The organism is Mycobacterium sp. P2_H7 (genome assembly GCF_056403275.1).
This window is the reverse complement of record NZ_JBFUFU010000012.1, coordinates 258,250-279,867: the sequence shown is the minus strand read 5'-3', so window position 1 is coordinate 279,867 and position 21,618 is coordinate 258,250. Positions and strand designations below refer to the sequence as shown.

At 68.2% G+C, this 21,618-nt stretch carries 23 protein-coding genes; 18 read left to right on the top strand and 5 right to left on the bottom strand.

Annotation, left to right across the window (positions count from 1 at the left end; genetic code table 11):
• On the bottom strand, window positions 1–1,799 hold a 1,799-nt coding region (locus AC1DY7_RS20535; RefSeq protein ID WP_477495542.1), incomplete at its 3' end, for an MMPL/RND family transporter.
• Window positions 1,796–2,224 carry an MmpS family transport accessory protein gene (locus tag AC1DY7_RS20530; RefSeq protein WP_477495541.1) on the bottom strand — a complete coding sequence of 143 codons (429 nt, stop codon included), beginning with the start codon at window positions 2,222–2,224 and terminating at the stop codon, window positions 1,796–1,798. The genes AC1DY7_RS20535 and AC1DY7_RS20530, both read right to left, overlap by 4 nt.
• 343 nt (window positions 2,225–2,567) lie before the next feature.
• Between AC1DY7_RS20530 and AC1DY7_RS20525 the strand changes: the two genes are divergently transcribed.
• The 4 genes from AC1DY7_RS20525 (at window position 2,568) to AC1DY7_RS20510 (ending at window position 6,330) form a co-directional block, all read left to right on the top strand.
• Window positions 2,568–3,122, top strand: a complete 555-nt coding sequence (locus AC1DY7_RS20525; RefSeq protein ID WP_477495540.1) for a hypothetical protein — start codon at window positions 2,568–2,570, stop codon at window positions 3,120–3,122.
• A gap of 104 nt (window positions 3,123–3,226) precedes the next feature.
• Window positions 3,227–4,408: an acyltransferase family protein gene (locus tag AC1DY7_RS20520; RefSeq protein ID WP_477495539.1), complete on the top strand. Its 1,182-nt coding sequence runs from the start codon at window positions 3,227–3,229 to the stop codon at window positions 4,406–4,408.
• Window positions 4,409–4,516: 108 nt separating this feature from the next.
• Window positions 4,517–5,200 (top strand): Rv0518 family GDSL lipase, encoded by a 684-nt coding sequence (locus AC1DY7_RS20515; RefSeq protein ID WP_477495538.1) that lies wholly within the window; start codon window positions 4,517–4,519, stop codon window positions 5,198–5,200.
• A gap of 56 nt (window positions 5,201–5,256) precedes the next feature.
• Entirely contained in the window at window positions 5,257–6,330 is a 1,074-nt protein-coding gene (locus AC1DY7_RS20510; RefSeq protein WP_477495537.1) for an NAD(P)H-dependent amine dehydrogenase family protein, read from the top strand.
• On the opposite strand, the gene AC1DY7_RS20505 is transcribed toward AC1DY7_RS20510, so the two are convergent.
• Window positions 6,331–6,987 (bottom strand): MOSC domain-containing protein, encoded by a 657-nt coding sequence (locus AC1DY7_RS20505; RefSeq protein ID WP_477495536.1) that lies wholly within the window; start codon window positions 6,985–6,987, stop codon window positions 6,331–6,333.
• A gap of 82 nt (window positions 6,988–7,069) precedes the next feature.
• On the opposite strand from AC1DY7_RS20505, the gene AC1DY7_RS20500 reads away from it, so the two are divergent.
• The 7 genes from AC1DY7_RS20500 (at window position 7,070) to AC1DY7_RS20470 (ending at window position 13,355) form a co-directional block, all read left to right on the top strand.
• Window positions 7,070–7,966: an ABC transporter permease gene (locus AC1DY7_RS20500; RefSeq protein ID WP_477495535.1), complete on the top strand. Its 897-nt coding sequence runs from the start codon at window positions 7,070–7,072 to the stop codon at window positions 7,964–7,966.
• A complete protein-coding gene (locus AC1DY7_RS20495) occupies window positions 7,963–8,676 on the top strand; it encodes an ABC transporter ATP-binding protein (RefSeq protein ID WP_477495534.1) in 714 nt (237 codons plus the stop codon). Before AC1DY7_RS20500 ends, AC1DY7_RS20495 begins: the two co-directional genes overlap by 4 nt.
• Window positions 8,677–8,712: 36 nt before the next feature.
• On the top strand, window positions 8,713–9,753 hold the full coding sequence (locus AC1DY7_RS20490; protein ID WP_477495533.1) for an ABC transporter substrate-binding protein: 1,041 nt from the start codon (window positions 8,713–8,715) through the stop codon (window positions 9,751–9,753).
• Complete coding sequence (locus AC1DY7_RS20485) at window positions 9,750–11,120, top strand: LLM class flavin-dependent oxidoreductase (protein ID WP_477495532.1); 1,371 nt, start codon at window positions 9,750–9,752, stop codon at window positions 11,118–11,120. Before AC1DY7_RS20490 ends, AC1DY7_RS20485 begins: the two co-directional genes overlap by 4 nt.
• Window positions 11,113–11,853, top strand: a complete 741-nt coding sequence (locus AC1DY7_RS20480) for an ABC transporter ATP-binding protein (RefSeq protein WP_477495531.1) — start codon at window positions 11,113–11,115, stop codon at window positions 11,851–11,853. Before AC1DY7_RS20485 ends, AC1DY7_RS20480 begins: the two co-directional genes overlap by 8 nt.
• Window positions 11,850–12,662 carry an ABC transporter permease gene (locus tag AC1DY7_RS20475; RefSeq protein ID WP_477495530.1) on the top strand — a complete coding sequence of 271 codons (813 nt, stop codon included), beginning with the start codon at window positions 11,850–11,852 and terminating at the stop codon, window positions 12,660–12,662. Before AC1DY7_RS20480 ends, AC1DY7_RS20475 begins: the two co-directional genes overlap by 4 nt.
• A gap of 93 nt (window positions 12,663–12,755) precedes the next feature.
• A complete protein-coding gene (locus AC1DY7_RS20470) occupies window positions 12,756–13,355 on the top strand; it encodes a hypothetical protein (protein ID WP_477495529.1) in 600 nt (199 codons plus the stop codon).
• 4 nt (window positions 13,356–13,359) lie between these two features.
• On the opposite strand, the gene AC1DY7_RS20465 is transcribed toward AC1DY7_RS20470, so the two are convergent.
• Window positions 13,360–14,043: a cutinase family protein gene (locus AC1DY7_RS20465; protein WP_477495528.1), complete on the bottom strand. Its 684-nt coding sequence runs from the start codon at window positions 14,041–14,043 to the stop codon at window positions 13,360–13,362.
• An 89-nt stretch (window positions 14,044–14,132) separates the two neighbouring features.
• Between AC1DY7_RS20465 and AC1DY7_RS20460 the strand changes: the two genes are divergently transcribed.
• Genes AC1DY7_RS20460 through AC1DY7_RS20450 form a run of 3 tightly spaced genes read left to right on the top strand, consistent with a single transcriptional unit; the run spans window position 14,133 to window position 17,496 of the window.
• On the top strand, window positions 14,133–15,275 hold the full coding sequence (locus AC1DY7_RS20460; RefSeq protein ID WP_477495527.1) for an alkaline phosphatase family protein: 1,143 nt from the start codon (window positions 14,133–14,135) through the stop codon (window positions 15,273–15,275).
• Window positions 15,276–15,287: 12 nt separating this feature from the next.
• A complete protein-coding gene (locus AC1DY7_RS20455) occupies window positions 15,288–16,244 on the top strand; it encodes an enolase C-terminal domain-like protein (RefSeq protein WP_477495526.1) in 957 nt (318 codons plus the stop codon).
• 4 nt (window positions 16,245–16,248) lie between these two features.
• A complete protein-coding gene (locus tag AC1DY7_RS20450) occupies window positions 16,249–17,496 on the top strand; it encodes a cytochrome P450 (RefSeq protein ID WP_477495525.1) in 1,248 nt (415 codons plus the stop codon).
• Between the two features lie 6 nt (window positions 17,497–17,502).
• On the opposite strand, the gene AC1DY7_RS20445 is transcribed toward AC1DY7_RS20450, so the two are convergent.
• The gene (locus tag AC1DY7_RS20445; RefSeq protein ID WP_477495561.1) at window positions 17,503–18,396 is read right to left on the bottom strand and encodes an aminoglycoside phosphotransferase family protein; all 894 of its coding nucleotides are present in this window, start codon (window positions 18,394–18,396) and stop codon (window positions 17,503–17,505) included.
• A gap of 88 nt (window positions 18,397–18,484) precedes the next feature.
• On the opposite strand from AC1DY7_RS20445, the gene tpx reads away from it, so the two are divergent.
• The 4 genes from tpx (at window position 18,485) to AC1DY7_RS20425 (ending at window position 21,606) form a co-directional block, all read left to right on the top strand.
• Window positions 18,485–18,979: a thiol peroxidase gene (gene tpx / locus AC1DY7_RS20440; RefSeq protein ID WP_477495524.1), complete on the top strand. Its 495-nt coding sequence runs from the start codon at window positions 18,485–18,487 to the stop codon at window positions 18,977–18,979.
• 213 nt (window positions 18,980–19,192) lie between these two features.
• Complete coding sequence (ripD, locus tag AC1DY7_RS20435) at window positions 19,193–19,828, top strand: NlpC/P60 family peptidoglycan-binding protein RipD (protein WP_477495523.1); 636 nt, start codon at window positions 19,193–19,195, stop codon at window positions 19,826–19,828.
• A gap of 88 nt (window positions 19,829–19,916) precedes the next feature.
• A complete protein-coding gene (locus tag AC1DY7_RS20430; RefSeq protein ID WP_477495522.1) occupies window positions 19,917–20,780 on the top strand; it encodes a helix-turn-helix domain-containing protein in 864 nt (287 codons plus the stop codon).
• A 4-nt stretch (window positions 20,781–20,784) separates the two neighbouring features.
• A complete protein-coding gene (locus AC1DY7_RS20425; RefSeq protein WP_477495521.1) occupies window positions 20,785–21,606 on the top strand; it encodes an SAM-dependent methyltransferase in 822 nt (273 codons plus the stop codon).
• The last annotated feature ends 12 nt before the right edge of the window (window positions 21,607–21,618 follow it).

Here is a 21,618-nt window from a genome sequence, read left to right as displayed (position 1 = left end):
ATGGCCCAGCACGACGGGATGTCGTAGCAGTGCGGTTCCCAGTACAGGTAGTTACGGATGGGCCGGAAGAAATCATCGAAATCGGCGATGTGGTCCCGCAATTCGGCCACATCGACGGTCATGTTCTTCATCTTGCCGACCATCGAATGCGTGGTGGCCGCCATCTGGACGGTGATGTTGGACATCTTCGTCATGCTGTCGATGGTCGACTGCATGTCGTCGGCCTGCTTGAGCATGTTGGCCATCATGTCCTGCTGGTACTTCTCATTCATCTTCTGAGACGTGCCCTGCATGCTGATCTGGAACGGGATCGAGGTGTGCTCGATCGGCGTGCCCTGCGGCCGGGTGATGGCCTGCACGCGCCCGATCCCGGGCACCTTGAAGATGGCTTTGGCGATCTTGTCGATCACCAGGAAGTCCGCCGAGTTGCGCAGATCGTGGTCGCTCTCGATGAGCAGCAACTCCGGGTTCATCCGGGCCTGATTGAAATGGCGGTCCGCGGCGGCGTAACCGACATTGGCCGGGATGTCGCCGGGCAGGTAATCGCGGTCGTTGTAGCTCGTCCGATATCCGGGCAGCGTCAGCAGACCCACCATCGACAGCGCGAGCGTGCCCACCAGCACCGGGCCGGGCCACCGCACGATGATCGCGCCGATCTTGCGCCAGCCCCGCGTGCGCATCGCGCGCTTGGGCTCCAGCGTCTTGCCGAACTTCGATGCCACCGTGACGACGGCCGGCCCCAGCGTGAGCGCGGCGAACACCGCGACCACCATGCCGATTGCCAGCGGGATACCGAGGGACACGAAATAGGGGAGTTTGGTGAAGTGCAGACAGAAGGTGGCACCGGCGATGGTCAGACCCGAGCCCAGAATCACGTGCGCAGTGCCGTGATACATCGTGTAGTACGCGGTCTCCCGGTCCTCACCGACGCTGCGGGCCTCCTGATAGCGGCCGATCAGGAAGATCGCATAGTCGGTCGACGCGGCGATCGCCAGCGTCACCAACAGGTTCGTCGCGAACGTCGAGAGCCCGATGATGTTGTGGTAGCCCAGGAATGCGATGAATCCGCGGGTGATGCCCAGTTCGACGGCGACCATGGCCAGCACCAGGAACACGGTCACCAGTGACCGGTAGATGATCAGCAGCATCACGATGATGACGCCGAACGTCAGCGCGGTGATGATCTTCATGCTGCGGTCACCGGCGATGTGCTGGTCGGCTGCCAGCGCTGACGGGCCGGTGACGAACACCTTCAACCCCGGCGGCGGGGTCATGCCGTCGATGATCTTCTGGGTGGCCTCGACCGACTCGTTGGCCAGCGACTCACCCTGGTTACCGGCCAGATACACCTGGACGTAGGTGGCCTTGCCGTCCGAGCTCTGCGCACCGGCCGCCGTCAGCGGATCGCCCCAGAAATCCTGGATGTGCTCGACATGTTTGGTGTCGGCTTCCAGCTTCTGGATCATCTCGTCGTAGAACTTGTGCTCGGCGTCGCCGAGCTGGTGGTCGCTCTCCAACACCACCATGGCCGAGCTGTTCGACTTGAACTCGTCGAACACCTTGCCGACCCGCTTCATCGCGATCATCGACGGGGCGCTGTCGGGACTCATCGACACCGACCGCAGCTTTCCCACCTCTTCGAGCTGGGGGACGATCGCGTTCAGCACCACCATGATCGCGATCCAGCCGAGGATGATCGGCACCGCCAGCACCCGGATGGTCCGCGGGATGACGGACTTGTTCGGCACCTTCTGCGCCGGGATCGCGTCGGTGGGCGGTTCGTTGAGGGAGGCGCTCATGCCGATTTCACCAGGCAATAGGTGTGGGCGCCGACGCCGTCGACGGTCCGCTCGTCCTTGACCTCGTCGTCGACGGTGATCCGGCACGACAGGCTGGAGCCGTCACCTTGGGCAGAGATGGTGGGGAACACCGACGGCGCCGTGGTGCTCAGCGTCAGCGTCCAGGGCAGCGACGCGTTGTCGGCGCGCTGCGGTTTGGCGTCGAGGTCCATGTAGTTGATGTTGGCCGTGGAACCCGTGCCCCAGATCTCGTACTTGACGACCTTGGGATCGAACGGCTCGGTGTCGTCACCGGCACTGTTCTCGGTGGAGACATAACCGGGGCCGGTGCCGAAAAAAGTGCGCACCCGCATCACGGTGAACGTGGCAACCGCGACCACGACCACGATGACGAGTGGGATCCAGATGCGCTTGAGCACGTTCATCGAGTACCGATTTCCCCCGTCACAGTGGCTTAGACGCGTTCACCAGGCGTCTTATGATCGCCACAGGTTAGCTTATGTAACCGAGAGCTTAGCTTAGATAACAGAGTGACGTGCCGTACATATTTTGCAACGTCGACGCGCGTGTGAGCGAGCGGCACCGACCCCCGCGCAGACGCCGTCGCGGGCGGTCTCACCTGCACGTTAGGCGCGCAGCCGAGTCGCGCCGCAGCCGCGCAGTGCGCGCCCGCGTGCGGCGCCCGAACCGGCTCAGGTGACCTCAGCGTCTTGTAAGGTGCGTCCGCGCACTGTCGGGCAGCCGTCGCGCGGGCCTACCCTGGCAGGTATGAGGTCGAAACTGCTGGCGTTTCCCGCTGCCTTCGCGGCGCTCTCCGTCGTGGGCTTCGGTGGTGCCTCGGCAGCCTTGGCCGATCCCGCCCCACCGGCGCCCGCTCCGGCGCCCGCCGCCCCGAAGACCGTGATCGATCACGACGGCGCATTTGCGGTGGGCAAAGACATCGCGCCCGGCGTGTACGCCTCGGCCGGTCCGGTGGGCGAGGGCACCTGCTCCTGGCGGCGCGTCGCCGCCGCGCCGGACGGGCAGCAGGGCAGCACCATCGACCGCGCCTTCACCCACGAAGCGCAGGTCGTCCAGATCGACGCCGCCGACGGCACGTTCAAGACGACCGGCTGCCAGACCTGGCAGCTGACCGACCAGCCCCTGCCCGGGCCGGGACTGCCGCCGGTACTGCAGGGCCTGAAACTCAAGGCGTACCTGGACGGCCTCAATCGCAACGCGGCGCAGTACAACGCCACCCATCCCGACGATCCGGCCGCACCCGTCACGCCGCCGCAGGGGACGGGACCGGCTCCGGGCCCGGCGCCCGCACCGGCTCCTTGATTCGTTCACTGCGCGGTTGACAGGAATCGCGCAGCGTTCACCTCGCGGCTGCTGACCCGATGCGCTGATATTCTTCCAACGGAATCGGCCACGGAAAGAGTGTTGTGCGCAGCGGAGAGATCAAGGCCCTCACCGGTCTCCGCATCTTCGCCGCCGTCTGGGTGGTCCTCTTCCACTTCCGGCCGTTGCTGCACGAGGCCGCCCCAGGACTCAGCACGGCGCTGGCGCCGATCCTCAACTGTGGCGCCCAAGGTGTCGACCTGTTCTTCATCCTCAGCGGATTCGTCCTGACCTGGACATACATCGACAAGATGGGCAAGAACTGGTCAGCCCGGGCCACGCTCCATTTCCTGTGGATGCGGCTGGCCCGCGTGTGGCCGGTGTACCTGGTGACCCTGCACCTGGCGGCGCTGTGGATCATCTTCACGCTCTACGTCGGGCACATCCCGTCAGAGAACGTCCACACCCTCACCGCCGTGAGCTATATCCGCCAGCTGTTCCTGGTGCAGCTGTGGTTCCAGCCCTTCTTCGACGCATCCAGCTGGGATGGGCCCGCCTGGTCTATCAGCGCGGAATGGCTGGCCTATCTGATGTTCGGCGGGCTGATCCTGATCATCTTCCGGCTGGCCAGGGCCACCCGGGCGCGCACGCTGCTCTGGCTGGCCTTCGCGGTGACGCTGCCCCCGGTGATGTTCCTGCTCGCCACCGGGCACTTCTACACACCGTGGAGCTGGCTGCCGCGCATCCTGATGCAGTTCACCGCCGGTGCCATCGCGTGCGCGGCGGTGCGCAGACTCAACCCGTCCGACCGCACCCGCACCCTTGCCGGCCTGGCGGGCGTCGCCCTGGTAGCGGCGATCGTCGGCGCCCTCTACTGGTTGGACGCCCACCCGATTCCGGATGTGATCGACAGTGGCGGCGTCCTGGATCTGTTCTTCGTGCCGTTGGTGGTGACTCTTGCGATCGGCACGGGCACGCTGCCGAGCCTGTTGTCCCTGCGGGTGTTGACCTATGGCGGGCAGATCTCGTTCAGCCTGTACATGGTGCATGAGATCGTGCACACCGCGTGGAACTGGGCAGTGCTGCAGTTCGAGCTCACCCTCGCCGGCCCCGGCGGCATCTGGCTCCTGCTCGGTGTGTTTGCCGTCGCCTTCGCGGGCGCGGCGGCGCTTTACCACTTCGTCGAGGAACCCGCCCGGCGGTGGATGCGCCGGATGGTCGACGTCAGGGATGCCACCCCAGCCGTACAGTCGGTGGGCAGGGATGACCGGAAGCTGTCCGCCTGAGGGTTCGCTGTGTATCTTTTCGTGCGAAACACCCTGCGCGGCAAACCAACTGAGAGCAACCAGTAGGCTGTCGGCGGTGTTGAACTCGGACCGTCGGAGGGGAATTCGTTGTACCGCGTTGCCGTGCTCGTGATGTCGCTGGCCGTGTCGGCCGGGCTGGTCAGCACTCGCCCCGTCGAGGTGATGACCGTCAGCCGCGATGCGCCGCTCACGCATATCGCGGTGATCGGCGACTCGTACACCACCGGGACCAAGTTCGGCGGGATCGGCGGCAAGGGGTGGCCGGCGCGCGCCTGGCAGGAGCTGGCCAAGCAGGGCAAGCCGGTGGCCGCGGATGTGGCATCCGAAGGCCGCGCCGGGTACGGGGTCCGGGGCGATCATGGCAGCGTATTCGGCGACCTCACCGCGCGGGCGGTCCGGCCCGACGATGCCCTGGTGGTCTTCTTCGGATCCCGCAATGATCAACCCGTCGACCCGATGGCACTCACCGGGATGGCGTGGGGTGCTTTCGATGCCGCCCGGCGCACGGCACCGGCCGCCAAGCTGCTCGTCATCGGCCCACCGTGGCCGACCGCCGATGTGCCCGACAACGTGCTGCAGATCCGCGACGCCGTGGGCAACGCCGCCCGCGCCGCGGGCGCGGTCTTCATCGACCCGATCGCCGAGCGGTGGTTCGTCGGGCGCCCGGACCTGATCGCTTCCGACGGTGTGCATCCCACCGATGCCGGGCACACCTACCTGGCCGACCGGATCGCGTCACTGGTCGGGGACCAGTTGCCCGCCACACCTTGATCCGGTCCGTTTCCGGATTTGAACCATAGCACTACCGAAAGCCTTACGGTCCATCCGTGAGTGACAAGATCTGCCGGGTCGTCGTGTGGGGTACGGGGTCCATCGGCAAGGAGATGCTGTCGACCATCGTCGACCATCGCGAGGACCTCGAACTGGTCGGCGTGCGGGTGTACTCCGAGGCCAAGGACGGCCGGGACGCGGGGGAGCTGATCGGCAGGCCGCCGGTCGGCGTGACCGCCACCACGGATACCGCCGCGATCCTCGCTCTGGATGCCGACTGTGTCATCTACACCCCGCTCGTCGGCGACCTCGATGAGGTCTGCGCCCTGTTGGCCAGTGGGAAGAACGTCGCCACCACGGTGTTCCTGTTCTATCCGCCCCGCCTGCCCGCTGCCGACCGTGACCGGCTGCTCGCCGCGTGCCGCGAAGGTGGGACCACGCTGCACGGCAGTGGCATCAATCCGGGCAACCTCTCCGGAGCGCTGCCGCTGGCACTGTCGGGAATGAGCCGAACCCTGGAGAAGGTGACGTTGCAGGAGCGCGCCGATATGACGCTCTACGACAGCACCGACATCTCCTTCGGCAACATGGGTTTCGGCGCGCCGCCAGAACGGATCCGCCCCGACGACGGCGGATTCCTGGCCGACCAGACGTCGATGTTCACCGAGCAGGTCTGGCTACTCGCCGACACGTTCAAGGCGGGCATCGACGAGGTCACCGTCGACGTGGAAGCCATTGCCGCCCAACAGGATCATCAGATCTTCGATCGGTTCCTCGCGGCGGGCAGCACCGCGGGACAGCGCTGGCGCTGGACCGGTCGGCGCGACGGTGCGGCCCGCGTCGAGATCGAGACGCTGTGGACCGTCGGCAACGAATATCCCGACCACTGGCCCACACCCGAGCACGGCTGGACCCTGACCATGGAGGGCGACCCGTCCATGCGGGTGCACTTCATGGCGCTGGCCAGCTTCTCCAGAAGGGCGAGCATCGCCGAGCACGTGCAGGCCGCCAACATCGCCACCGCGATGCAGGTGCTCAACGCCGTGCCGGCCGTGTGCGCGGCCGAGCCCGGCTTCGCCACGGTCGCGACGCTGCCACTGATCCGGACGCACACCGGTTTCGCCGGTTAGTCACCCGGCCCGGCGGCGCGCTTTCTCCTTGATGTCCTCGGGTAGCGCATCGGCCGCCAGCACCGACGGCAAGAGTCCGGCCTCCAGCGTGAGGGCGCGGAACACCAGTCCGACGGTGATGTCGTGGTCGGGGCGCGCGACGACCTCGACCCGGTCCCCGGCGCGCACCGTGCCCGGCGTCACCACGCGCAGATAGGCGCCCGGCACCGCGGTCGTGGTGAAGGTCTTGACCCACCCGTTGACCTCCAACCACAGCGCGAACGTCCGGCACGGTATCCGGGGCCGCGACACCTCCAATTCCAGACCGCCAGAGCCGACCCGCCACCGTTCGCCCACCACGGCGTTCGTCACGTCCACCCCACTGGTGGTGAGGTTCTCGCCGAACACACCGTTGGCGATGCGGCGGTCCAGCTTGCCCTCCCACGCATCGAGATCCTCCCGCGCGTAGGCGTACACGGCTTGATCGTCCCCGCCGTGGAAGGCGTCGTTGCCGATCAGGTCGCCGACCAGGCCGCTGCCCAATCCGCCCTGCATCGGCCCGGGGGAGCGCACCTCGATGTCGGCGGCGGTCGGTCGTTTGTCGATGCCGGTCTGCAACCGTCCGTCGTCGGGGCTGGTGCGGGGCTCGGCGATGTTGACCGTCAGCACATGGGACATGGCCCCAGATTAGTGCCCGCGAAAGAATCGGACCGATTTGATGCCTCCCGCAACGGAACCCGACCCGTCATCGTGACAAGTCATGAGCATTGTCAGTGCGACCGCAGCGCCGGCCGTTCCGGATCTGCGCTCCGCGGCGGCCGGCCCGGCCCGCCCGCGTGATGTCTTCGTGCCAAGGGACAGTGGGCCCCGGACCACGGTGGGAAGCCTGCGCCGGACACTGCACTGGCCACTGGGCATCTACACCACACCGGTACTCATCCTCGTCGCATGGGAGATCCTCTCCAGGGCAGGTGTTCTGGCGCCTGCCTACGCACCGGCCCCGAGCGATATCGTGCGTGCCACCGCCGAACTGTGGCGCGACGGCGTCCTCGGACCTGACCTGGCGATCTCACTGCAACGGGCGGGGCTCGGTCTGGCCATCGGGCTGGCAGTCGGCATCGTCACGGGGGTGCTCGGAGGGCTGCTGCGCAGCGGTGAATACGTGTTCAACGGCGTGGCACAGATTCTCAACACCATTCCGCTGCTCGCGGTGTTGCCGCTGTTCGTCGTGTGGTTCGGTATCGACGAGCTGACCAAGGTCCTGCTGATCGCGTTCGGTGCCGGTGTGCCCATGTACCTCAACCTGTTCGCGGCCATCCGTGGAGTCGACCAACGGCTGATCGAGATGACCCAGACCACCGGAGCCGGCCTCTGGCGGTTGGTGACCCGCGTCCTGCTCCCCGGATCACTCCCGGGTTTCCTTGTCGGGCTGCGATTCTCGCTTGCCTATAGCATCCTGGGGCTGGTCGCGGCGGAAACGGTCAACGCCGATGCCGGGCTGGGTTTCCTGATCACGCAGGCGCAGACCTATCTGCAGACCAACAAGGTCTTCGTCGGGCTGGTGATCTACTCGTTGCTCGGCCTGGTCGCCGACCAGGTGGTCCGCACGCTGGAACGGGTGCTCCTGCGGTGGCGGCCCAGTTTCGAGGCGGTGTGAGCGGCCCGACCCTGACCGCGCCGCGCCGTCAGACCGGCGTACTCGTGGAGCAGGTGGTCCGCACTTTCGGGGACCGGGTGGTGCTGGATCACCTCGATCTGCACATCGACAGCCAGGAACTGGTCGTGCTGCTCGGACCGTCCGGCTGTGGCAAGAGCACACTGTTGCGGTTGCTCGCCGGGCTGGACCGGCCCGACGGTGGCCGGATCGAGGTGCCCGCCCGGCGTGCGGTCGTGTTCCAGGGCGACCGGCTGTTGCCCTGGCAGCGCGTGCTGCGCAATGTCGCCCTCGGCCTGCACGGGGCGGACGCCGACGAGCGGGCCCGCCGGGCGCTGCGCGAGGTGAACCTCGCTGGTCGCGAAAAGGCCTGGCCCAAAGAGCTTTCCGGCGGCGAAGCCCAGCGTGTCGCGTTGGCGCGGGCGTTGGTCTGCGAACCGGAGCTGGTGTTGCTCGACGAGCCGTTCGCCGCGCTGGATGCCATCACCCGGGTCACGATGCACGACCTGGTGCGCGAGCTGCGGCGGGTGCACCAGGCATCCATGCTGCTGGTCACCCACGACGTCGACGAGGCCATCGCCCTCGCGGACCGCATCGTGGTGATGAGTGGCGGCCGGATCGGCAATGAGCACCGGGTGTCGCTGTCGGCCGGGGACCGCGAAGCCCTGCGGGCGGCGCTGCTGACCGACCTCGGCCTCGCCAGCCAGCACTGACCGTTCCCCTTTCCTACCCATCCCCAGGAGAAGTTCATGTCCACCAAGTCTTTCCGGATCGCGGCCGCCGCGGTGCTACTCGCCGTGGCGAGCACGGGCACCGCGTGCGGATCCTCGTCGAAGGATGTCGACGCTCCGCTGAGCAAGTCGGGCACCACCAGTCACCCGGAGTGGAGCCAGTACACGTTCACGCTCGGGGACAACGGTGGCGACGGCAGCGAGGAATTGGCCAGGGTCACGGGGGCTTTCGACGATGCACCGTACAAGGTCAAGTTCGCGCGGTTCGACTACGGACCGCCGCTGGTCCAGGCCACGGCCACCGGGGACATCGACCTGGGTTACGTCGGTACGGTCCCGCCGATCACCGGTGCCGCCAAGCAGTTCGGCTTCAAGATCGTCGCCACCCAGCACGGCGCCGATCCGACGAAGGCCGCCGAGAACATCATCGTGCCCAAGGATTCCCCGATCCAGACGCTGGACGACCTCAAGGGCAAAAAGATCGCCATCCCACAAGGGAGTTCGGCGCACGGGTTGGCTCTGCTCGCGCTCAAGAGCGTCGGACTGACACCCAAGGATGTCGACCTGGTGTATCTGAGTCCGGCCGCCGGGGCCACCGCGTTCAACACCGGAAAGGTGGATGCGTGGTCCATCTGGAACCCGCCGTCGGCGATCGCGGTCAAGGACGGCGCCCGCATCATCGCCAAGGGCCTCCCGCCGATCGACCAGGTGAACAACTACTACGTGGCCACCGAGAAATCGCTGAACGATCCTGGCCGGCGGGCCGCGCTCGCCGACGTGCTGACCCGTATCGCGAAGATCTTCACCTGGGCCCAACTGCATCCCGATGAGTACGCCAAGGCGATCGCCAAGGAAACCGGCGTGTCCCTCGAGGACGCCCGTACCACCGTGGATGCCTATCCCTTCACCATCAACGCGGTCCAACCCGCCGACATCAAGGCCGAACAGGATCTCAGCGACGCGTTCTTCGAGGCGGGGGAGATCACCAAGAAGGTCGACGTCACCGGACTGACCGACAACCTGCTGCCCGTCGACTTCGACAGCAGCAAGACGTCATGAGCATCCCTGGACATGCCCCCCGAGTCACTTCGCTCCAGCCCCCGAGGAACCGGGAGCTGCGCCTCAATGCCTTCGTCATGGAGGCCGGTCACCATGAGGCCGCGTGGCGTCTGCCGGAGAGCAATCCGCGCGCCGATTTCGATCTGGCGCACTGGATCTCGCTGGCCAAGATAGCCGAGGACGCCAAATTCGACGCGGTTTTCCTGGCCGACGGGCCCGCTCTGACCGGCACCGGCGAGTTCCGGCCGCCCGGCCAACTCGAGCCGCTGACCCTGCTCACCGCGCTCGCCCAGCACACCACCCGGATCGGGTTGATCGCCACGGTCTCGTCCACCTACAACGAGCCCTACAACCTGGCCCGCCGGCTGGCCTCCGTCGACCACGTCAGCGGGGGCCGGGCCGGCTGGAACATCGTCACCTCCGCCGGCGCGGACGAAGCCGCGAACTTCGGGCTCGACGAGCGGCCCAGTCACGCGCAGCGTTACGCCAGGGCCGATGAGTTCCTGCAGGCCGCAAAGGCGCTCTGGGACAGCTGGCAGAGCGACGCCATCCTGGGCGACAAGGCGGCCGGCCGGTATGCCGACCCGAACCGGCTGCACCAGATCGACTACCGCGGAGACCATTTCCGGGTTGCCGGCCCGCTCAACGTCGAACGACCGCCACAAGGGCATCCGGTGCTCGTACAGGCCGGGTCGTCGGAGGACGGCCGGAGCTTCGCCGCCAGGCACGCCGAGGCCATCTTCACCGCGCACCAAACCTATGAGCGCGCCGCCGACTTCTACGCCGACATCAAATCGCGGGCGCGGTCCGTGGGCCGCGAGCCGGAGAGCATTCTCGTGCTGCCGGGCATCGTGCCGTTCCTCGGCTCGACCGAGGCCGAGGCCCGTGCGCTCGCCCAGCAGTTCGACGATCTGCGGGTCCCGGAGTACGGGTTGTCGCAACTGGCCTGGAATTTCGAGACCGACCCGTCGGCGTTCGAGCTGGACCGGCCGCTGCCCGACTTCATCCTGGCCCGACCGAAACTCCAAGGCACGCAGAGTCGTACGGACCTGATCATCGAGATGGCGCAGCGCGAGAACCTGACGGTGCGCCAGATCCTGTCCCGCCTCGGCGGCGGACGCGGGCACTTCACCTTCATCGGGACACCAGAGCAGGCCGCCGACACCATCATCGCCTGGTTCGAGGGCGGTGCGGCGGACGGCTTCAACATCATGGCCCCCGCCCTGCCGTCGGGCCTGGAGACGTTCGTCGCACACGTGCTGCCGATCCTGCGGCGCAAGGGACTCTTCCGTGAGGAGTACCGCGGCACGACGCTGCGCGAACATTACGGACTTGCGGTGCCGGACAATCAGTTCGCCCGTGGGTGAACCGGAGGCAGCCCTGTCCATCAAGGGTTTGCGCAAGGTCTACCGCGGTGGGCACGTCGCGGTGGCCGGCCTCGATCTGGAGTTGCCCGCGGGCGCGTTCTTCGGGCTGTTGGGCCCCAACGGGGCCGGTAAGACGACCCTGATCGGCGCGGTGTGCAACATCGTGCGGCCGTCGGCGGGTGAACTGACGGTGTTCGGGCACGAGCACCGCACCCGCGTCGCGCGGCGGCTCATCGGGTTGGCCGAACAGGAGATCAACTTCGACCGCTTCCTGTCGGTGCGTCAACTGTTGGTGTACCACGGCGGCTACCACGGGATCGGCCGCCGCGACGCGACGCTGCGGGCCGACGAACTGCTCGAACGGTTCGGCTTGGCGGCCAAAGCCGACAACCGCGCCTACGAACTCTCGGGCGGGATGCAGCGCAGGCTGGTGCTGGCGCGCGCGCTGATGCACCGGCCCCGGTTGCTTATCCTCGACGAGCCCACCGCCGGTGTCGATGTCGAACTGCGCACCGAGATCTGGCGGCTGCTCAAGGAACTCAACGTCGCGGGCACCACCATCCTGTTGACCACGCACTACCTGCAGGAGGCGGAGACCCTCTGCGATGAGATCGCCTTGATCGCGCAGGGGCAGATCGTGGATCGCGGGTCCGCGGTCGCGCTGCGCGATCGGTACGCCGCACGCGATATCGCCGAGGTGTACGACCGCGTCATCGTGCGGGCGACACCGTGAGCGCCGCCACCGGAGCGACGGGGAAAGTGACCGCGCAGAAATTCGAGACCGACCGCTCGCCACTGCTGTGGCTGATCGAGCGGGAAGTGTTGCGGTTCCTCAACATCTGGCAGTACACGATCGTCGGCCCGGTGTTGTCGACATCGCTTTTCGTCATCGTTTTCGGCACCGTGCTCAACCAGCATGTCAGCGCCATCGGCGGCGTTCCCTACGGGCAGTTCATTGTGCCCGGCCTGTTCGCCCAGGCGATCGTGACCGTCGGATTCATCAACGGGACGACCAGCCTGTTCGAGGCTCGGCGCGACCGCTACATCCACGATGTGTTCGCCAGTCCGCTCCGGTGGTGGGAGATCAACGCGGCGCTGGTCGCCGGTGGGGTGGTGCGCGGCGTCATCGTCGGTGCCGGTGTGCTGGTGATTGCCCTGCCGCTCAGTCACATTCATGGCATCGCTGACCCACTGCTGTTCGCTGCGGGCACCATCGGCGTGCTGTTGGTTGCCGCGCAGGTCGGCGTGATCGCCGGCAGCCTCGCCTCCTCGCTGGACCATCTGTATGCGATGGAGTCGGTGGTCGTGCTGCCCCTCGGCTTCCTGGGCGGGGTGTTCTACTCGGTCGATCAGTTGCCCGCCCCGTGGGATCAGGCGAGTTTGATCAACCCTGTCTTCTGGCTGGTTCAGGTGGAGCGGGCCGGCCTGCTCGGGCATGCCGATGTGGGTGCCGGGGCCGCCCTCGCCGTCGTATGGACCATGGCGATCGGCCTGTCGGCGTGGTCGGCCGTGCTCTTCGGTGCCGAACGCCTCAAGCCGTGAGGCAACGTTCGCTCGCGCTGCGCCGTGAGGCCGGTCCGCGCCCATCCGACCAGTCTTTTTCCGGCTACGGCCCCGTTCACTTAGCATTAGCCGGTGATCGAGCAGACCGCTCGCCGAGATGCGGACTTCGGCTACCCGCCGGGTGAGCCTGACGGCTACGGGCGGCACGCCCGCACACGAGGGTCCGCGCGGGCATTCGGCATCGTCTCGTCCACGGCCGGTCCGCGGCACGCGGCACCCGAGGCCGCCGCTGCCTTCGAGTGGTCCTTCCAGCCCCGGCGCCCGAAACCGCGCCACGGCCGGCGTGCCGCCATCGCGGCGCTGGTCGCGCTCGCCGTCGCGGTGCCGGTGGCGTTCCTGGTGATGCGGGACCCGGCACCCATCCCGGATCCCCGGACGCCGGTACCCACACCCACCACGGCGACGAGCGCACCGGTGGCCGTCAGCACAGCGCCGCCGGCGCCGCCTGCGGTGCCCGACCCGGTCCCGGCTCAGGATGTTCCTGCCCTGACCGGGCAGCCGACCTACGAGCCGAGGCGCCCCGAGCCGTCGCGGCAGCGCAAGCCCGAGATCGGGGTCACGCGCACGCCGGTCACCCGCACACCGATCAGTGCTGTCGCGCCCACCCCGCCGACGACGGGGCGCAACTCGTCCACCCCCGGTGACGAGCCGGGCGGGTGGGGACCGTGGTGAGGTCCTAGAAAACCCGCTGCGCGACGAAGTCCGCCGCCTGGGCCGGTGCCTCCGTGTGGGCGTAGTTGCCGTGCACCAGGCTGATCCCGCCGTCGCCCGCGCAGATCACGTCGCCGGGCAGGCAGATGTCGATCGTCTTGTCCGCGACCAGCGGACCGATCACCACCGGCGGTGCGCCCAGCGTGCTGACCACGCCGTCCGAGGGCGTACCGAAGAGGGCCACCGCGGCGATGTGACCGGCGGTCGGCGCCGACATCGGGCCGTTGAGTGCCTCGGGCACGATGTAGCCGGGCGGGATGGCGGGCCCGGTGACGTACCCGATGACGGCCGCCCCCTGCGAGCTGCCGCCCAGCACCAACTTGGTCTTCGGGCAGTTCGCGGCCATCTCGTTGATGTGGTTCATGGCGTCGACGACGCCGTCGGAGGCGGTGGGGAAGTCATTGCTGGCCGGGTAGTTCACGGCGTAGTCGCTGACGGTCTTGGTACCCGCACGGGCCCGTACCTCGTCGACGAAGGCCTGCCCGACCGCGCCCAGTCCGGGCCGTTCGGTCGTCCCGCGGGCGAAGGTCACATCGACATCGGCACATGGCTCGGCTGTCGCGGCCCCGGCGCCGGGGAACAGCGCCACCGCCGTGGCCAGGACGCCCAGCAGAGTCGCAGACCGGCCGTGGATGGCGCTGATGTTCATACAGTTGCTCCCAAATCCTCGCTCAGCGGCCATGGTAGCGGCGCGCTCAGGTGCTCCCGGGTCGGACACCTGCCGCCTACCCTGACCTCATGTTCATCACCCCGCGCTATGGCGATGGCGCTCTGGCGGACCTCCTGCCCTCCGTCCTCGGTGTGCTCGGCGTCCCCGGGGAGCGTGACCGGGTCGGACTGGGGCTGGACGGCGTCCGGCGCGTGGCGGTACTGCTGGTCGACGGTATGGGCGCCGAATTGGTGGCGGCCCGGCGCGATGCCGCGCCGTTCCTGGACGGTATCGCGAACCGCACCCTGACCGCGGGGTTCCCCAGCACCACCGCCGCGAGCCTGGCGTCACTGGGCACCGGGGTGCCCTCTGGCGAGCACGGCATCGTCGGCTACCTGCTGGCGGTGCCGGGCCATGAGCGGATGATGAACCCGTTGAAATGGCGGCTGATGGGCCAGGGCCCGAAGGTTGATCTCCTGAAAGAGATTGTGCCGGAACAGTTTCAGCGGGTGACGACGGTGTTCGAGCGGGCGGCCGCCGACGGGGTCACGGTCACCCAGGTCGCGCCGATGTATCAGGCCGGTTCGGGGTTGACCCGCGCGGCGCTGCGGGGCGGAGAGTTCCGGCCGACCTTCTCCGCCGGTGACCTGGTGGATGGTGTGCTCACCGCCCTCGGTGGCGGCGACCGCACGCTGGTGTACGCGTATCACGGTGATCTGGACATGACCGGGCACGTCCGTGGGCCGGGATCGGAGGCCTGGGCGCTCGAACTGGCCCACATCGATCTCACGGTCCGGGCGATCGCCGAGCGGCTGCCCGCCGATGCCGCGCTGGTCGTCACCGCAGATCACGGCATGGTGCAGGTCGAGTCGCCGGTCGACTTCGACCGGGAACCGTTGCTGCAGAACGGGGTTCGCGGGCTCGGCGGCGAACCCCGCGCCCGGCACGTCTACACCGAGCAGGGGGCAGGGCCGGACGTCGCCGCGGCCTGGCGGGACCGGTTGGGCGCCGACTTCACGGTGCTCACCCGTCTCGAGGTGACCGGTGAGGGCTGGTTCGGCCCGACCGTCGAGCCCGAGGTGGCGCCGCGTATCGGCGATGTCGTGGTGGTGCCGACGGGAAACCGCGCGATCACCCGGTCGGGTGCCGAGCCTCTCCAGTCGAGTCTGGTCGGGCACCACGGGTCTCTCACACCGGCGGAGATGATCGTGCCGCTGTACGTGATCAGCTAGCGTCGCTTGCTTGTGCAGACTCTGATCGACTTCGACGACGCGCGCGTGTTCGCGCTCCCGGTCCGCGATCCACTGGGTGGGCCGACGACGGTGGAGGGAATGCTCGTCGAGGGGCCGCAAGGCTGGGGCGAATTCAGCCCGCCCCCCGGCGCCGACGGACCGGAGCTGGCTCGTTGGCTGACGGCTGCCACGGAGCCGGGCACCATCGGCTGGCCCGATCCGGTGCGGGGACGGGTCCCGGTCGCCGCGAGCGTGCCGGCCGTGGCCGCCGCCCGCGCTCGGGAGATCGTCCGGGCGGCCGGCTGCGGCACCGCCGACGTGGAGGTCGGCGATCCCGCCGGCTCCCTCGCCGACGATGTCGCGCGGGTGGCCGCGGTGCGCGACGCGTTGGGTTCGACCGGCGTCATCCGTTGCGACGCCGGGGGCAGGTGGGAGCCCGCGTACGCGGTGACCGCGATCGCCGCGCTGGAGGAGGCCGCCGGGGTCCTCGAGTTCGTCGCTCGGCCCTGTCCGGATCTGGCGCAGATCGCCTGGGTACGGGCGAGGGCGGCGGTCCCGATCGCGGCCGACGCCGACGCCGCTGTGCGAACGATGCGGGAGGCCGCCGATATCGCCGTCCTGCGCTGCGGCCGCCTCGGTGGGGCGCGCCGGGCGCTGCGGATCGCCGAGTTGTCCGGGCTGCCGTGTGTGGTGGCCTCCGACGCCCTGACCAGTATCGGGGTCGCGGCGGGCCTGGCGCTGGCCGGAGCGTTGCCGGAGCTGCCGTTCGCCGGCGCGCTGGGCACCCGCTTGTTGCGCACCGGGGACCTGGTCGCCGAGGCCCGGTCGCTGATTCCGGTCGACGGCACCCTCCCGGTCGCGCCCATGCCGCCCGCCCCGGCGGCGGAGTTCCTGGAGCTCTACACGGTGTCCGATCCCGCCCGGATACACAGGTGGCGCGAAGTGATCGGGTCGGCGATTGCACAATAGGGACATGACCACCACGTCGGCCCCGCAACTGCTCGCGCAGGCGTTGGCACCGGCGAACCGGGTGGACCCCTACCCGGTGTACCGGCAGCTACGTGAACACGGGGCGCTGCACCTCCCCGAAGCCAACCTGATGGTGCTGACCACCTACGCGCATTGCGACGCCGTGCTGCGGCATCCCGCGTCGGCCAGCGACCGGAACAAGTCGACCATCGCGCAGCGCCAGATCGCCGAGGGAAAACAGCCGCGGCCGTTCGGGCTGGCTGGGCTGGTCGACAAGAAGCGCACCCCGGCGTTCCTGTTCCTGGATCCGCCCGACCACACCCGGCTGCGCAAACTGGTGGTCAAGGCGTTTGCGCCACGGGTGATCAGTGCGATGCAGGCCGAGATCACCGCGGTGGTCGACGGACTGCTGGACACCGCGCAGCGCGACGGCGAATTCGACGCCGTCACCGGGCTGGCCTATCCGCTGGCGGTGGCGGTGATCTGCCGGCTGCTCGGTGTGCCGGTCGAGGACGAGCCGCAGTTCGGCCACGCCTCGACGCTGCTCGGCCAGACGGTGGATCCGTTCCTGGCCGCCACGGGTAAGCCCGAAGGCTTCCACGAACGCATCGAGGCGGGGAAGTGGCTGCGGTCCTATTTCCGGGATCTGATCCAGCGGCGCCGGAGCAATCCGGGAGATGACCTCATCTCGGCCCTGATCGCCGTCGAGGAATCCGGCGATCAACTCTCCGAGGACGAGATCATCTCCACCTGCAACCTGTTGCTGATCGCCGGCCACGAATCGACGGTCAGCCTCATCACGACCGCGATCCTGCTGATGCTGCGCGACCGCACGCAGTGGACGGCACTGGGCGCCGATCGGCACCGGGCCGGCCGCGTCGTGGAGGAGACGTTGCGGTTCGATCCACCGGCTCAGCTCCTTGGCCGCATCGCCGCCGAGGACATCGTGCTGCCGGACCTCACGGTGCCCAAGGGCGACACCATGATCGTGCTGCTGGCGGCCGCGCACCGTGACCCCGCCGCCAACGACCGGCCCGACGAATTCGACCCGGACCGGAAAGTCATCCGGCACTTGGGTTTCGGTCACGGTACGCACTTCTGCCTGGGGGCCGCCCTGGTCCGTATGGAGGCGTCGATCGCCCTGTCGGCGGTCACCTCGAGATTCCCGGACGCGCGCCTCGGTGGGGAACCCGTCTACAAGCCGAATGTCACGCTGCGCGGCATCTCGTCGCTCCCGGTACTGATCGGTTAGCCCTGGTTAGTCCTGCACCGCCTTGGCGATCGCCACACATGTGGTCAGCCAATGCGGGTCGGGTGTGGCGTGTTCGGTCAGTTCCCACATGGCGTTGTGCATCATCCGCACCGTCACCCAGGCGCGGGCCCGGTCGGCGTCGAGGCCGGCCGCGTCGACCAAGGTGTGGAACCGCCGTCGGATACCCTCGCGGATGTACCCGGCCAGCTCATCCCACCGGTTCCACAGCATGGGTGCGATCTCGTAGTGCGGGTCGCCGTTCATCGGTTTCGGGTCGATCACCAGCCACGGCTCGCGGTCGGCGGCCAGGACGTTCTCGTAGTGCAGGTCGCCGTGGATCAGGGTGCCGGTACTGGCGGGGTCCTCGGCCAGATCGGTGCCCAGGCTGATCGCCTGCTCGACCAGCCGCCGCGGGATCGCCGCGCTGCGGGGCAGTGCGCTCAGCCCTGCCGTCCAGTTCCGGATGAATCCGGTGAGCGGCCGAAGCTGCGGCAGTGCGGCGACATGGATGCGCCCGTACAGGCCGGCCACCACCTCGCATGCCTCGATATCCCACAGCTCGTTGAGGTTTCGCGCGTGCGCCCGCTCCAAGAGCATTGCCCGGTGGTGCGGATCGGCGGCCAACAGCCGGACCGCACCGTCGCCGCCCCAGCGGCGCAGGGCCAGGTGCTCGTGTTCGGACTCGTCATCGGGGAAGGCGACCTTCAGCGCGGCGGTGGCGCCGTCTTCGGTGCGCACCGGCAGCACGATCGAGCAGAACCCGTGCGCCGCGGCGCCGTCGGGGGACAGGCTCCAGGCGGCCAGCTGCGTCGCCACGAGCGAGGGCAGCCCGTCGACCCAGGACTGCCATCGTGGTCCCCGCGATGCCATGGCGGCCACGGCGTCGGGAAGGACGATCACCGCTCCATCCTGCCAGCGGGGGTGGTCCGCACCGGCAATCGCAGCCCTGGCCTGCACACCGCACCGCGTCTTTGACAGACTGGTCGGCATGGCACAGATAACCCTCAAGGGCAATCCCATCCACACCGTCGGCGAGCTTCCTGCTGTGGGCGCTGCTGCCCCGGCTTTTTCCCTGACCGGCACCGATCTGGGGTCCGTCAGCAGCGATCAGTTCAGCGGCAAGGCCGTGGTGCTGAACATCTTCCCGTCGATCGACACGGGGATCTGCGCTGCCAGCGTGCGCACGTTCAACCAGCGGGCCGCCGAGACCGGCGCCACCGTGGTCAACGTGTCCAAGGACCTGCCGTTCGCGCAGTCCCGCTTCTGCGGTGCCGAGGGCATCGAGAACGTCACCAGCGCCTCGGCCTTCCGGGACAGCTTCGGTGAGGATTACGGCATCACTTTGACCGACGGCCCGATGTCCGGTCTGCTCGGCCGCGCCGTCGTCGTGATCGGCGCCGACGGCAACGTCGCCTACACCGAACTCGTCCCCGAGATCGTGCAGGAGCCGAACTACGACGCCGCCCTCGCCGCGGTGAAGTAGTCACCCACCTTTTTCGAAAAGCGCCGGCCCACCCGCAGTGGACCGGCGCTTTTTCATGTGACCGGTCACTTTTCTGTCACGGTATTGCATCTCATCAGCGTTGTGCCGCACTGAGTTTGGGGTGCTGCCTTAAAAGCCGGTAGAAATGTCGGTAGCGGCCGTCAATTTCGCGGTCGTACAGGATCCCGCGTGATGCAGAGAGTTGAGGTTCGGATGAAGCGCATCTGTGCCTTGTTCATCGGCTTGGCAATGTTGCTGGCCACCCCCGGTATAGCCGCGGCGGATCCGTTCGCCCGGCCCGCTCGTAACCAGCAGGCGGTCGATTTCGTCATCGCGCGGGCCCTCGCCCAGCGCGGGGTTCCCTACACCTACGGTGGCGGCAACGCCAACGGGCCGAGTCTCGGTGTGCCGCAAGCGGTCACGCCACTGTCGGCTGATCCGGCGGTCGGCTTCGGCACGCCGCAGGTGGCCGCGGGTGCCCCAGGGCTGGTGCCCGGTCTGAACTTTCCGGGACTGGCCGCGCCGGCCGCGGCCCCGGTCGCCGCTCCGGTGGCCGACCCGACCGCCAACGTCGTCGGGTTCGACGCCTCCGGCCTGATCGTCTACGCGTTCGCCGGTGTCGGCATCAAGCTGCCCCGGTCCTCCGGCGAGCAGTACAAGATGGGCCAGAAGGTGCTGCCCTCGCAAGCGCTGCCCGGCGACCTGATCTTCTCCGGCCCGGACGGCAGCCAGAGTGTGGCGCTGTTCCTGGGCAATGGGCAGATGCTGGAGGCCACCAGCCCGGTGGTGACGGTGTCGCCGGTGCGGACGGCGAGCATGACGCCCTACCTGGTGCGCGTCATCGCCTGAGACGTTTCGAACCCCGCGATTTGTGCACGATCTGTCACGCCTGGCGTGACGGATCGTGCACCAATCGCTGATTCCGTAGGGTGACGCCATGGAGGCGACCGGCCCGCGGCTGTACTTTCCCGGACCGGCGCTGTCGGATTTCGTCGACTACTACGGCTACTGGGAGCGTGCAGCAGGCGAGCCGCACCGCAGCAGGGCGCTGCCGCGCGGTGCGGCCACCGTCGTCATCGACGTGAGTGGTCGCGCGCACGTCGACTTCTTCTCCGGTGACGGGCGCACCCGCCTCGATGTGCCGTCCGCATTCATCGCCGGTGCCGGAACCGCCTCCTACATCACCGGTATCGACGCGGCGCAGACCGTGATGACCGTGCATTTCAAGCCCGCCGGCGCGCTCGGGTTCCTGGGCGCCGGGATGGGGGCCTTGGAGAATGCCTGCGTCGGTCTCGCCGAGGTGTGGGGCAGACCCGCTGTGCTGCTACACGAACAACTCCTGGCTGCGCCGTCGGCGACCCACCGGATCGCCCTGGTCGAGTCTTTTCTCTTGGCGCGCAGGCAGATACCCGACCGCACGCCGAGTGCGGAGATCCTGTCGGTGCTCCGGTCCGTCGAATGCGACCCGTCGGTGCGGATCTCGCAGGTGCGCGCGGAGGTTGGCTGGTCGGCGCGACGGTTGTCCGAGCGTTTCCGTGCCGAGGTGGGACTGGGCCCCAAGGCTTATCAACGGGTGCGGCGCCTGCAGGGCGCGCTGCGCAGGCTCGACGGTGCACCCGGCCGGGGCGCGCGGATCGCGGCCGATCTCGGCTATTTCGACCAGGCCCATTTTGTCAGGGACTTCCGCGAGTTCACGGGGCTGACGCCGTCGCAATACACCGAACGGCGGTCCTGGCTGCCCAGTCATGTCGAACTGGGGCAAAAATATCCAATCCGCGCCGGCCGCAACGCGTCAGGATGAAGCCATGCACAAGACACGAGAAGCGGTCGCCGGCACCGGACTACTGGTAGCGGCCATCCGGGCCCGGGAATCGCTGCGTGCGGACGGGCTTTTCACCGATCCGTTCGCCGAGAAGCTGGCGGGCGAGGCCGGGATGCGGCATCTGGACGCGGCGATCGCGGCATCTGGTGAGCAGTCGACCGTCCAGATCGTGGTGCGGACCCGGTTCTGGGACGAGGCGCTCCTCCATGCCACCGCCACGGTGCACCAGGTCGTCATCCTGGCGGCCGGGATGGATTCGCGCGCGTACCGGCTGGACTGGGACGACGGCGTCACCGTGTATGAGCTGGATCAGCCCGCGGTGATCGAGGCGAAGAACGGCCTGCTGGCCGACGACGTCCCGCGCAGCCGCAGGGTGGCGGTGGGGGTGGACCTGGCCGAGGACTGGCCGTCCGCCCTGACCCGGTCGGGATTCGACCCTGCGGTGCCGTCGGTGTGGTTGATCGAAGGGCTGCTGCAGTACCTCGATGAACCCGAGGTCCGGGCCCTGTTCGCCCGGGTCGACGCGTTGTCGGCGCCCGGGTCGGTGCTGCTTTACGACGTGGTGGGGCAGACCCTGCTGGACTCACCGGTGATGGCCGGTTTGCTGGAATCGATGGCGGCGCAAGGTTCGCCGTGGCTGTTCGGCTCGGATGCCCCCGGCGAGCTCGCCGAGCGGCACGACTGGGCGGCCGTCGTCACCGACATCGCGGTGCCGGGCAATGAATGGGGCCGCTGGTTCACACCGGTGGTCCCGATGGATGTGCCCGGGGTGCCGCGCGGCTACTTCGTCGTCGCGGTCCGATGATCCGCGATTTGT